Below are 12,858 nucleotides of genomic sequence, written 5' to 3'. Positions count from 1 at the left end.
GGTCTTGCTCGGGGGCTTTCTTTTTAAGGCATTCCTCTTATCTTGCGGATGCTTGTCGTGTCGCGTAACCTAAAGTCTTCTCAGAACATGGCCTTAGGCAAGGACACGCGCTTCTGTATCAGACAAGTCTCCCCATGAAACTATCTGTAAAGCTTTTCGCCGGATTCGTGCTGGTTTTGGTGTTATTCACGGCCGTCGCCATCGTGAACTACCAACTCTCTGAGGACGTGATCAAAAACTCCCAATGGGTGTCCCGTTCGCAGGTCGTGATCCGGAACTCCGTAGCCCTGCAACGCAGCGTGGTAGACATGGAGACAGGCCTGCGGGGCTTCCTGTTAAATGGGAACAAAGCTTTTCTGGAGCCCTACGTGCTAGCGAAAGTGCAACTCCCCCGGCTGTTTAAAGAAACAGGGGCCCTTGTACAGGGCACAGAAGGACAGACGCAGAAGATCAATGAGATCATTCAGCTTCAGAACCGCTGGCAGGAGGTTTACGCAGAGCCGCTCATCGGCATGAAGCAAGCAGACAAGGTCCTGGACGACCCCGAGTTCGAAGTAAAGATTGACAGCATGATACTGGGGGAGAAAGTGCTTATGGACTCTATCCGAGCATCGTTTCGGGAGTTTAACACCATTGAGTACCAGATACGGGAAGATCGCCGCAACCGCCTGACCAGCAGTATTGCCACCACCCGCCAGGTGTCCACCTTCCTGACCATTCTGTCGGTTATACTAGGCTTAAGCTGGGCCTATTACATTACCCGCGTTATTACCAAGCGCATTGTTAAAATGGTAACGCTGGCAGAACAGATCTCGCAGGGCGACTACAAAACACAGATCATCGACACTTCGGGGGATGAGCTGAGCAAGCTCTCCGCCTCCCTTAACAGGATGTCGACCACCATCGACGAGACCTTTACAGAACTGGACCGCAAGAACAAAGAACTGGACCAGTTTGCCTACGTTGTGTCGCATGACCTGAAAGCCCCCTTAAGGGGCATAGAGGTAGCCTCGCGGTGGGTGGAGGAAGACATGGGCAGCCAGTTGCCGCCAAAGGTGCAGGAATACCTGCATATGATGCGGGTGCGCGTAACCCGCATGGAAAACCTGATCAACGGTATTCTGGCCCTTGCCCGCATCGGGCGTTCAAACCAGATAGCGGAAGACGTAGACGTAAACAAGCTCCTGAGTGAAATAGTAGAGCTGCTCTCCCCTCCGCCAGGCTTCGTTATTGACATACAAAAGAACCTCCCTACCCTGCACACCATCCGTATACAGCTGCAACAGGTCTTCAGCAACCTGATCAGCAATGCCATTAAATACCACGACAGGGACACCGGGCTGATTACAGTGCGGTACCACGAAACGGAGAAGTTTCATGTCTTTTCTGTAACCGATGATGGCCCCGGCATCGCCCCGGAGTACCACGACAGGATCTTTGTGATCTTCCAGACGCTGCAGGAACGTGATGCGGTGGAGAGTACCGGTGTAGGCCTTACCATCGTAAAGAAAATAGTGGAATGGCAGGGAGGCACTGTTCTGCTTACTTCGCAGCCGGGTCAGGGAGCAACCTTTACCTTTACCTGGCCAAAAACAGAAGAAGCAGAAGAAGAGCTGGCCTAATTTTTAGATTTAATAGAACCAGAAGCACCTATAATAATGAGTGAGAAGAAAGTTAATATCCTTTTAGTGGAGGACGACTACCTGGATATTATGAACGTGGAGCGGGAGCTTGGAAAGATCAGCGTAGAGTATCCCTTGCATGTAGCGCGCAACGGAAGGGAGGCCCTGGACATGCTCCGCGGGGAGGGGGTGCCTAAAATATCACCTGTTCCAAGCGTGATCCTGCTGGACATAAACATGCCCAAAATGAATGGCATGGAGTTCCTGGCCGAATTGCGGCGGGACCCGGAGTTCAGCCATATCCCCGTCTTTATTATGACTACCTCTAACGAAGACACAGACCGGCTGGCTGCGCAGCGCCTGAACGTGTCGGGCTATATTGTAAAGCCCCTCTCCTTCGACAGCTTCGAGCGAAGCCACTCCTCCCTGGATAGCTTCAGCCTCTTTCTGGACCTGATAAAATTAAAATAGGGAATAGACAGGGGCAGGCTACGAAACAACCAGGTCGAGTTGTTCCGGCAGCAGCGTGAAGGACTGCCGGTGATGGGCCGTAACGCCGTGCTGCATAATGCCTTCCCGGTGCTGTTTGGTGGGGTAGCCCGCATTGTTCTCCCAGCCGTAGTGCGGGTAATCCAGCCCCAGCTTGCCCATCAGGTCATCGCGATACGTTTTAGCCAGTACAGAGGCCGCCGCTATGGAAAGATAACGCCCGTCCCCCTTCACCATGCAGGCATAAGGCAGGTCCCTGTAAGGTTTAAACCTGTTCCCATCCACCAGCAGGTACTCGGGCTGCTTTTGCAACAGGTCCAAGGCCCGGTGCATCGCCAGGTAGGTCGCATTAAGAATATTGACACTGTCTATCTCGGCAGGGCTAGCCTCTCCTATGGCCCAGGCCACCGCATCTTTGAAAATGTCCTCCCGTAGCAGTTCGCGCTGTGCCCTGGTCAGTTTCTTGGAGTCATTTAGTAAGCCATGGCGATAATCTGCTGGTAGCACAACGGCAGCGGCCACTACGGGCCCGGCCAGGCAGCCTCGCCCTACCTCATCTACGCCTGCCTCCAGCAAATATCCGCTGTGGTTTGATAAAAGCATATGCTCGTGTTTGATACAAGTATAAAGATAAAAGCCCACTGGCCAAACGACGGATGAGCTTTTTCTTAACAAAAAGCGATCGGATCGGGTTCTGTTTTTCTTCGTTCTCCATGCCCCTTCACCCTGCACTTGATGCCCAATAACCTGCACCTCAGCAGAGGTGCCTCAAATAAAAAAAGGCGACCCCAAGGCCGCCTTTTTCTGCATTACCAGGTATTAATTAATCAACATCCCAGAAAATTCTTTGGTCAAAGATATTCGCCAGCTTCGGCACGTTTGTAGCATTAGAGGCAAGTTCCGTCTGCACATAAGGGATGCGCACAGGGAACTTCGGGGTAACTGCCGTCAGTGAAAGCGGGTTACCAGCAGGATAACCTGTTCTACGGAACTCGTTCCACGCTTCGATACCGTTAATTCCGTTCAAAGCGATCCACTTTTGGGTAATGATGGCCTCTACTTTGTTTGCAGAAGCCTCCCAGCCCACCAGGTTCATATCCTGCTCCAGGTAGGCATCCGCGCCGGTAGCTCCCAACAAGGTAAAGGACGCTTTCACACCAGCTTCGTACAGGGCTTTTGCATCACCTATAAGATAACCGCGCTGTACGGCCTCTGCCTGCAGGAACAGGCTTTCAGAAGAAGTCATCAGGTAAATTGGCTGGGCATACCCCGCCTCTGCGAAGGGTTTGATGATGGCTTTACCAACACCAGACACCACTGAGGACTTGTTGTCGTCACCTGGCGATACCCCGTTTCTGATACCCTTTAACTGGCCGGCATTATGAGCAGCCGTTGCCGAAACGCGGGTGTACAGTCTTTCTACCCGTGGGTCGCTGGTGGTTTTCAGGAACTCGATCGCAAACTCGTTGGCACGGGTGGCTCTGTTACCAGAAGTAACAGAACCCGTTGTGTTGTAACCAATGTTCGCTACCAGCGGGTTAGTTTTGCCGCTTGAGTTGTTAAAGCCAGGGTTCACAGCTACCTCTTCGCCAGCTGCCAGGAACTCAGCACCTGCCATGGCCTTGATGCCAGCCTCTGCTACGCTTGGCTTGGCGATGCTCTGGCGCATGTACACGCGCAGCTTCAGGGTATTGGCGAATTTCTTCCACTGCGCCATGTTCCCTTTAAAGATAATGTCCTCCGCCCCGGGCTTTGCAGCCGCCACGTCCAGCGAGGCAATTCCCTCATCCAGCAAAGTGATCACAGTCTTGTATACCTCCTCGGCCGAGTCGTAGGCTGGAGAGATCTCATCCGTGCCTTGCAGGGCACTTTTCACCGGAACGTCTCCCCACAGGTCCGCCAGCAGTTGGTAGTTATAGGCCTGCAGGATTTTGGCAATAGCCACGTAGTTCTTGTTACCGCTCTCTTTCGCCTGTTTCTCAACGTACTGCAGGTCTCTCAGGCTGCCTGCATAAAGGTTGGTCCAGGTATCGTTGTAGGAGTTAGCAGTTAAGTTGTACTGCTCCTCCGACACGTACCACAGGTAATCCGAGGCCTGCGCCCAGTTGCCCACCCACAGGTTACCCAGGATGTTAAGGTCCTCTCCTACCTCTGTGGCTGTGGCGCGCATGGCACTTGGCAGGGTAAGTTTGGCGGTAGAAACTGTTGAGTTGTTGGGGTTGGTGTTAACGTCCAGGAAGTTGTCCTCACAGGCCGTTGTTGCAAGCAACAGGCCAAGCCCCAGCATATATTTACTATATCTAAATAGCTTCATAATGACTAGTCTTATTAATTAGAAAGTTACTGATAAGTTTACACCGTAAGATCTGGTAGACGGTGTCGTGTTGTACTCACGGCCCTGTGAGTTGCTTGTACCGAAGATGCTTGCCTCTGGGTCGATGAACTCGTTTTCCTCCGGCACGAACAACAACAGGTTACGGCCAACAAAAGCCACTGTCGCTCTGCCAAAAGGCGTCTTCGCGATGAGAGAAGTTGGCAGGTTGTACGTAAGGGCAGCCTCGCGCAGCTTCACGTAAGAAGCATCGATCACGTTGTTTTCTGCCACTGCGTTGTACTGCCCATACCAGTAGTCAAAGCCGCCGTCTTTTGTCTTGATGTCTGTGTTCGGCTTAAACACGCCCGGAGACGTCTCCACAACAGAGTTAGGGTACACAAAAGGCTGACGGCCGTACTGCGCCGTTTCTTTTGAAGAGCCAGTAAACACCAGGGTGTTCTTAGTACCAGAGTAGATAGACATTCCCTGGCGGATATCCCAAACAGTAGAGAGAGACAGTCCTTTATAAGAGAAGGTGTTGTTGATACCCACGATATAATCCGGGTTAATCTTACCCAGGATCTTCAGTTCAGGATCTCTCTTCGGATAACCTGTGGCCGGATCAATAATCACACGGCCTTCTGGGTCGCGCAGCAAGGCAGTTCCTTTCAACACAGGGAAAGACTCGCCCACGATGGCCGTAGGAACGGCACCACCAGTACCAAAGGCAAGCTCTTTCGAATCGCCGTACAGGCTCTCCACGATGCTGTTGTTTTTAGAGTAGTTAACTCCGATGTCCCATCTGAAACCACCCATTGTTCTTACAGGTGTTGCATTCAGGGCCAGTTCGATACCCTTGTTGCTGATCTCTCCCGCATTTACATAAGCACCTGTGTAGCCCGAAGAAGGCGAGGTAGCTATCTTCACGATATTGTTTGTGCTCAGCGTCTTATACACGGTCGCATCCAGGGTCACCAGGTTATTGAAGAAAGACAGCTCAGCCCCTACTTCGTATGAGGTTGTGAACTCTGGTGTCAGGTTCGGGTTGTACACAGTGTTATCTACCGTGTAAGAGGTTAAAGAGCCATAAGGGAAACCGGTACCCACGCTAAAGATAGGCTGCAGCGTATAGGGATCGGCATCATTACCTACTTTGGCGTAGCTGGCTCTCAGTTTACCATAAGACAGTACGTTGTTGTCTTTAAGAGCAGGTACAGCCTCTGTAAACACAAAGCCTAAGCTGGTGCTTGGGTAGAAGTAAGAGTTGTTCTCATCAGACAAGGTAGAAGACCAGTCGTTTCGGCCTGTCACGTTCAGGAACAGGTAGTCTCTGTAACCCAAGGTAATATCCCCAAACACGCCATAGATGCGTCGCTTGAACGACTCCTCAGACGCACTTACCTCCCCTACTCGGTTACCGATGTTGTAGAAGTCAGGAATAGACAGGGCGTTGGCCGTAGCGCTCAGTTGTCTGGTGTCGCGCTGTCTGATGTTCTGGCCAACAATCACCTGCAGGTTAAGGTCATCTGTCAGGTTTTTCTTGGCAGTTACAAGAGCGTCAGAAGTGATCTCACGGATAAAGATATCTGTCTCGGTCACCGCGCCCGGGAAGTCAGAAGGACGGTCGTACTCTTCGCCGTTCGGGTCCACACCATTGTAATCTACCTGCGCAAAGGTCTGCTTTCTTCTGTCAGTAGACACGTCTGTACCCAACCGGTAAGTAAAGCTCAACCAGTCCAGCGGATCGTAAGTAACAGCCAGGTTACCCATTACACGGTCCAGGTTGCTGTGGAAACGGTTGTTGTCGATTACCCAGTAAGGGTTAGGATAGTAACCAGAGAAGAAGCCGTCAGGCGCAGCGAACTTGTTGTTTCTCCAGTCTTTGTAGTCAGCCAGGTCGATCATACGCGCACCGTTCAGCACGGCATTGTACACGCCTGTTCTACCGGTTGTACCCCCATAAGACACGTTTGTCACGTTCTTGTTGTAGCTCAAGGAAGCATTCGCGGTGATGTTGTTCGACAGCTTGGTTCCACCGGTAATTTTCACGGTGTTTCTTCCGAACTCATCGCTTGGGATAACACCTTTCTGATCTACGTCAGAGAAAGAAAGGTAGAAGTTAGACTTCTCGTTACCACCAGCCAGCGATACAGAGTTCTGGAATGTAGTACCCGTCTCAAAAAAGTCTTTCACGTTGTCTGGCTTAGCCGTGTAAGGCAGCATTAGCTGGCTTCCGTCTGCCAATACAGGACCTACCGGACGCAGCTGCCCGTCAAATTTTGGCCCCCAGTTCGTGTTTTCGTACGGCACATAGGTGTCCAGGTCATAGCCTGAGCCGAACTCGTTCTGGAAATCAGGCAGTTTCATTACGTTATCCAGCACGTAAGAAGTGTTGAACGTAACTTCTGCTTTCTTGCCGCGCGCAGCGGCGTTTTTACCAGACTTGGTTGTGATGATGATGGCACCGTTAGAGGCACGCGAGCCATAAAGAGCAGCCGCGCTTGGGCCTTTCAGTACGGTCATAGACTCGATGTCATCCGGGTTGATGTCGTTTACGCGGTTACCCACGTCCACCTGGCTACCAGATGTAGAAGAAGGCTGGATGCTGGAGTTATCGATTGGAATACCGTCTACAACAAACAGCGGCTGGTTCTCGCCGTTGAAGGAGCGCTGACCACGAAGCGTAACGCGCGTAGAACTGTTCACGCCGCCGCCTGACTTGTTGATCTGCACACCGGCCACTTTACCTTGCAAAGCACCCAGTACCTGGGTAGAACGGCCCTGTGTGATCTCGTCGGCCTTCACTTCGGCGATGGCATAGCCGATCGTCTTTGGCTTACGCTCGATACCAACGGCTGTCACCACCACTTCGCTTAACTGCTTCGTGTCTAACGACAGGGCCACGTTCACTGTGCCCGCGTTACCGATCGTACGCTCTACCACGTTGTAGCCGACAAAACGGTAGATCAGGGTCCCGCCATTGGCCGGTACGCTAATAGAATAAGTACCGTCGACTCCCGTGGTAGTACCAACTGTGGTCCCCTTTAAAATGACTGCCACCCCTGGCAGCCCCTGGGATGTGCTCTGGTCCGTTACCGTACCAGAGATCGTTTTGCTTTGGGCATACGCTTGTTGTAGAAGCGTAAGCACCAAGGCAAAACTCAGTAGTAGTAGTTTTCTCATCTGAGTTTTAATGGTTAAATTGGTTAGAATAAAGTAGATAAAAAGCTCGCGTATAGGCACAAAAAGGCCTGTAGCACCATTCTCAGGTGCCAAAAATTGGACATAACAAATACAGGACACACCGAAAACGGCGCCCGCGTGCTCGCCCATGATCAAATAAAAAGAAGTTATCCCAACGAGATACACCCTACAACGGCATATCACCTGAAATGAAGAGAGAGTAGCAGCAAAGCAACGACGAACCCGAATTTCCTACCACCCTGGTTGCCCTCGCTCCTAATCGACGTCCAAGTATATAGATATGAAAATATAAAAGCAAGGGAGCCCATAAAAAAGTTTGTTATAACATCAGTTGTCCGTTCAGGCCCCATTGCACGTTGCCACACGCTACAGCATACGTTTGCTGCTTTTTTGCCTTGGCTGTTCTCAGCGAGGCGTTTCCTGTTCAGGGCACAGCACCCTATTAACCAGACAGATAACAGAGAAACCTAATACCTTAAAAGCAAAAAAGCCCGCCATCTTACGACGGCGGGCTTTGGTTAAATTTAAAAAGGTAGCTTACAGCAATTTGTTTGTCGCTATCTCCGAGTTAGGCATCGGCCACACATAGTCGGTAGAGCTTGGAGCAACTGCCGGAGCATTTAAGCCGCTACCTGTCTTTTCAGGGAAAGTCTGAAGCGTTCTCATGATGTCCATGGAGCGGAAGCCCTCTCCCAGTAACTCAATTCTTCTTTCTTTAAGAATTGTGCTTACCAGCGCCGGCTGTGTGCTCACAGACTCAGCAGGGAAAGTATAGCTCGCGTCAGAGCGTTTCCTGACAGCTGAAAGCAGATCAGTTGCTTTAGCAAGATCGTTTGTTCTGGCTGCTGCCTCTGCATAATTTAGCAACACCTCCGCATAACGTATCACAGGAACATAATCTGTAAAAGGAGCCGGCTTGTTATACTTTTTGAGGTACTGGTTACCACCAGCAGCTACAATAAAGTTTACTCTTCTGGCATCTGTGGCTGACCAACTTGCATCGCCCACAATACCTGCACTGTTTAGATAGTACTCCCCGTTACCAGTTGGTGCCGCGTTAAAGTAGTACCCTAACTGATTTTGAAGCCCTGGGGCATCCAGATCAGACATAGGCATAGAGAATACAGATTCCGTTGTCGTGTAGTTAGCGAATGGAACTGCTACGTCAGCCTGTAAGGCATGCGCAACACCAGTAGTTGCGGTGAAAGGAGCCGCTGCTGAAACAATCTTCTGTGCTTCTTCCACTACCTTCGCATAATTGCCCATGTGCAGGTATACCCTGGTCTTTAGGGCAATAGCCGTGTTCTTGTGTGCTCTGGTTGTGTTGAGCACTGCTGATGCATAAGATGCTGGCAGACCACCCTCTGCCTCATTCAGGTCCTTAAGAATTTGCGCGTAAACCTGCGCTACAGTGCTGCGAGCCAGATCGTTGTTTGCTGTAGAAGTCTCAGAAATCAAACGCAGTGGCAGGCCAGGCGAGGCCCCGTTATCAGCATTAAAGGGCTTTGCGTAAAGCGTTACCAGGCTGTGGTAAGACAGTGCCCTCAGAAACTTGGCCTCTGCCTGGTACTGGGTGTAAAGCGTCGGATCAATCTTAGACTTGTTGTCCTCCAGCCCTTGCAAGAACACGTTAATGCGGTTAATAGAGGCATAAGCGGCTCCCCACAGGTTCTGCACCTCGTTAGTGCCTGACTGTACGTTTTGCTGCCAGGTCTGTAAGCCCGTAACGCCATTCGTCAGTCGGTTGATGTACTCTTCTCCTCTGATCTCGTTGTAAACGATGAGTCTGCCTCCGAAGAACTGGCCGCTTTTTAAGGCGTCATACAAACCATTTATCTGCCCTTGTATTCTATCCGGAGTGTCAAAAGCGTTCTTGTCTGAGATAGAGGTTTCCGGAACCGGGTTTAACAGTTCATCTGTATCGCAAGCTGCAAACGTGAATGGCAAAGCAAGAAAAGCCATTCTCAACAGATAACGCTTGCGTAAGGTTATATTTAAACTTTTCATTTTCCTTAATTTAAAATGTTAGAAGCCAACGTTTACACCCATTGTGAATGTTCTGCCCTGCGGTACAGAGTTACGCTCTACACCTGGGGTAATATTTGAGTTACCATTGGTTGAAATCTCAGGGTCAGCGCCAGTGTATTCTGTCAATACAAAGGCATTGAATACCTGAGCGTAAATTCTTACAGAGCTGATTCCTGCTTTACTCACAAGTGCCGCTGGTATTCTGTAACCCAGTGTAGCTGTCTGCAGCTTCAGAAAGTCCGCCTTCTCTACGTTCTCAGAAATTACAAGAGCTGAACCGTTAGACACGTTATCACCAAATACTACACTCGGGAAAGCTGTGCTCTTGTTCTCTGGGGTCCATCTGTCAAGCACATCCGTGTGGTTGTTCCAGAAGCGCTGATCGCGCAAGCCTGCTTTTGTACCGTTGTAGATGTAGTTGCCGCCAGAGTAAGTAAAGTTCAGGCCAAGGTCGATGTTACCATACTTAAAGGTGTTCTGGAAACCACCATACCAGGTAGGCAAGGCGTTACCAAGAATCTGTCCGTCAGCAGCAGCCGTAATAGCAGGGGCAGTAGTACCGTCCAGGTAAGTCCAGCGCTGCGAAGCTGGGGCAGCATGGTTGTACTGTACTTCTTTGCCTTCTTTGTTGATAAAGATACGCTGTCCGTTGTCTGGGTTAACCCCCGCAGTTTTAACACCATAAATGCTACCTACTGAATGCCCAACACGCGTGACGTTTGTCATTTCCAGACCACCTGTAAAGCCGAAGATATCTGCGTTACCGTCGGAAAGTGCCGTTACCTCGTTCTTAATAGAAGTGAAGTTAAGGTTTGTGCTCCAGGTGAATCTGCCGTTATCGATTGGGGTAGCGTTGATCGCAAACTCCAGGCCTCGGTTATACATAGAGCCCACGTTCTTTAGGATAGTGTTATCAGGAATACCCTTTGAAGGTGACTGGGGCGCGTTTAGAATCAGGTTATTTACATCATTGTTAAAGTAAGTGGCTTCGAACTGGATACGGTCATTCAGGAAGCCTAGGTCAACCCCGATGTTTGTCTGCGTACTGGTTTCCCAAGCTAACTCTGAGTTACCTGCCTGGCTGAATACCAATGTAGGCATGTCAGCATACAGGCCTGATCCGTACAGGAACAAAGAACCGTAGGCTGTTGGCAGGTTACCGTTACCTACTTTACCCCAGCTGGCTCTTAGCTTCACGTTGTTTGCTACGTTAGATAAGCCAGATCCTTTGTAGAAGCCTTCTTCTGAAAGTGCCCATCCACCAGACACACCACCAAAGTTACCCCACTTGTTTTCTGCAGCCAGAGCGGAGTTACCGTCTCTACGGAAGTTGACAGTCAGGAAGTAACGCTTCGCAAAATCGTAGCTAAAGCGAGAGAAAGCAGACACAAAGGCTCTCTCAGTATAGAAGTTGTTTGAAGGAGCTATGTTGGTAAAGTTACCCTGATACTCGTTAAAGAAGTTATCAGCCACACCAAACCTGTTAGCGCCCCATCCCTTGTTCTCAAAAGCCTGAATGTCAGAACCTACCAACAAAGACAGGTTGTGGTCATTGGCAACAGTCTTTTGCATAGACAAGGTATTGATCCAGTTCCAGTTGTCTAGGCGCTGGAAAGTGTTAGTTGCGTTACCCTTGTTCGTAAATCCGTCACCGTGCAATGGGTTCTGGAAAGAGATGCCCTCCACGCTTGTTCTGTCCATGGAGTAGGACGTGTTAAAGTCTACGCCTTTCACTATCTGCACATTGGCTCCGAAAGTACCGAATATACGGTCTGTTTCAGAAGTAAATGAGCTGAGGTCAAGGAGCGGAAGCGGGTTAGTGAAGCCAGACTGCGTCAGGTTGTTTCCTCTACCCATGGTATTATCAGGGCGGATGTTGTAAGACCCGTCAGGATTTCGAGGAGCAACGTTTGGCGCCGTTACAATCGCTAAACGACCAAGGCCACTCGTGTTGAAGGATGTGCCCGGAACAGAGCCTGTGTTTGGTGCGGAGTTAAAGCTGTTCACGTAGTTTGCGCCCGCTTTCAGCTTCAGCCAGTCCGTCAGCTTATGATCGATGTTAAAACGAACTGTCTTTCGCTGAAAGTTATTTCCTTTAATAAAGCCGTCCTGGTCTGTAAGTCCGGCAGAGAAAAAGTATGTCGTAGCATCAGTACCACCAGACACGCTTAAGTTATGGCTTTGAGAATATGCCTGACGGTATACCTCCTTGTACCAGTCTGTGTCTACTAAAGAGCCATCCTCATTGTAAGAAGGGAAGAACAGGGCCGAGGCTACTTTCTCGTCGTCTCCTTTACCACTCAGGATCTTCTGGTTCAGAACTGCTTCGTTCTTGATCATCATATACTGCTCCGCATTAAGAAGCTCCGGAAGCCTCACTGCTTTTGTAGTACCTGCCCAGCCTTCGTAATTTACTCTTGGCTTGCCAGATTTACCTTTCTTAGTTGTAATAAGCAGTACACCACCAGCCGCTCTTGATCCATAGATGGCTGTAGAGGCAGCATCTTTGAGAATGTCAATGGACTCAATGTCAGCAGGGTTGATATCGCCCAGGGCGTTGCTTGCCGCTGATGTGGCAGAATTATCTCCTGTATTAATAGCAATACCATCTACCACTACCAACGGGAAAGAGCTTAATGAAATGGAGTTTGTACCGCGGATGCGTATGACCGGTGGGTTGTTAAGCACACCGTTAGGCTGTACAATGTTAACACCGGCAGCTCTACCACCTAAAGCCTGATCAAAGCTTTGCACAGGCATTTCCTTTAACTTGTCCCCGGAAACAGAGGCGGCAGAACCAGTAAATTCCTGCTTACTTTGTGTACCATAACCTACCACCACAACCTCTTCCAGCTGTTTGTTATCTACAGCTAGTCCAACATTGATCGTGCTGGCATTCCCAATAGCGCGTTCGGTTACCTGGTAACCAATAAAGCGGAAGACTAAGGTGTTTCCACTAGCAGGCACACTGATGGAATATGTACCGTCTGCGCCAGTTGTTGTACCCACTGTTGTCCCTTTCACGATAACTGCCACCCCCGGCAGTACTTGCGATGTGTTCTGGTCCGTTACCGTACCAGACACGGTTTTGCTCTGGGCGTAGGCCTGCTGCAGCAGCGTTAGCACCAATGCAAAACTCATCAATAGTAGTTTTCTCATGTGAGTGTTTGTAATAAAGGTGAATAAGTAGTTAAAAGGTTA

7 protein-coding genes are annotated in these 12,858 nt (G+C 50.1%); 2 read left to right on the top strand and 5 right to left on the bottom strand.

Annotated features, from left to right (window positions below):
• The first annotated feature begins 134 nt into the window (after positions 1-134).
• Positions 135-1,622, top strand: coding sequence for a sensor histidine kinase (locus CHB92_RS08195; protein ID WP_089318709.1), 1,488 nt, complete (start codon positions 135-137; stop codon positions 1,620-1,622).
• Positions 1,623-1,658: 36 nt separating this feature from the next.
• Positions 1,659-2,093 carry a response regulator gene (locus tag CHB92_RS08190; RefSeq protein ID WP_089318708.1) on the top strand — a complete coding sequence of 145 codons (435 nt, stop codon included), beginning with the start codon at positions 1,659-1,661 and terminating at the stop codon, positions 2,091-2,093.
• Between the two features lie 18 nt (positions 2,094-2,111).
• Here CHB92_RS08190 and CHB92_RS08185 read toward each other — a convergent pair whose 3' ends face one another.
• The 5 genes from CHB92_RS08185 to CHB92_RS08165 all read right to left on the bottom strand — a co-directional run bounded on the left by CHB92_RS08185 (position 2,112) and on the right by CHB92_RS08165 (position 12,816).
• A complete protein-coding gene (locus CHB92_RS08185; RefSeq protein WP_089318707.1) occupies positions 2,112-2,714 on the bottom strand; it encodes a ribonuclease HII in 603 nt (200 codons plus the stop codon).
• A gap of 220 nt (positions 2,715-2,934) precedes the next feature.
• Positions 2,935-4,425 carry a SusD/RagB family nutrient-binding outer membrane lipoprotein gene (locus CHB92_RS08180; RefSeq protein WP_089318706.1) on the bottom strand — a complete coding sequence of 497 codons (1,491 nt, stop codon included), beginning with the start codon at positions 4,423-4,425 and terminating at the stop codon, positions 2,935-2,937.
• A gap of 18 nt (positions 4,426-4,443) precedes the next feature.
• Positions 4,444-7,608 carry a SusC/RagA family TonB-linked outer membrane protein gene (locus CHB92_RS08175; RefSeq protein ID WP_179222988.1) on the bottom strand — a complete coding sequence of 1,055 codons (3,165 nt, stop codon included), beginning with the start codon at positions 7,606-7,608 and terminating at the stop codon, positions 4,444-4,446.
• A 558-nt stretch (positions 7,609-8,166) separates the two neighbouring features.
• Positions 8,167-9,636 carry a RagB/SusD family nutrient uptake outer membrane protein gene (locus CHB92_RS08170; protein ID WP_089318704.1) on the bottom strand — a complete coding sequence of 490 codons (1,470 nt, stop codon included), beginning with the start codon at positions 9,634-9,636 and terminating at the stop codon, positions 8,167-8,169.
• A gap of 18 nt (positions 9,637-9,654) precedes the next feature.
• The gene (locus tag CHB92_RS08165) at positions 9,655-12,816 is read right to left on the bottom strand and encodes a SusC/RagA family TonB-linked outer membrane protein (RefSeq protein ID WP_089318703.1); all 3,162 of its coding nucleotides are present in this window, start codon (positions 12,814-12,816) and stop codon (positions 9,655-9,657) included.
• Between the last annotated feature and the right edge of the window lie 42 nt (positions 12,817-12,858).

The organism is Pontibacter ummariensis, from assembly GCF_900188175.1.
Lineage (GTDB): Bacteria > Bacteroidota > Bacteroidia > Cytophagales > Hymenobacteraceae > Pontibacter > Pontibacter ummariensis.
This window is presented reverse-complemented; position numbering and strand designations above follow the sequence as displayed.

Excerpts from the sequence above, each read along its gene's own strand:
- CHB92_RS08170 (WP_089318704.1), bottom strand. The coding sequence starts at position 9,636 with ATGAAAAGTTTAAATATAACCTTACGCAAGCGTTATCTGTTGAGAATG.
- CHB92_RS08190 (WP_089318708.1), top strand. The coding sequence starts at position 1,659 with ATGAGTGAGAAGAAAGTTAATATCCTTTTAGTGGAGGACGACTACCTG.
- CHB92_RS08165 (WP_089318703.1), bottom strand. The coding sequence starts at position 12,816 with ATGAGAAAACTACTATTGATGAGTTTTGCATTGGTGCTAACGCTGCTG.
- CHB92_RS08180 (WP_089318706.1), bottom strand. The coding sequence starts at position 4,425 with ATGAAGCTATTTAGATATAGTAAATATATGCTGGGGCTTGGCCTGTTG.
- CHB92_RS08195 (WP_089318709.1), top strand. The coding sequence starts at position 135 with ATGAAACTATCTGTAAAGCTTTTCGCCGGATTCGTGCTGGTTTTGGTG.
- CHB92_RS08175 (WP_179222988.1), bottom strand. The coding sequence starts at position 7,608 with ATGAGAAAACTACTACTACTGAGTTTTGCCTTGGTGCTTACGCTTCTA.
- CHB92_RS08185 (WP_089318707.1), bottom strand. The coding sequence starts at position 2,714 with ATGCTTTTATCAAACCACAGCGGATATTTGCTGGAGGCAGGCGTAGAT.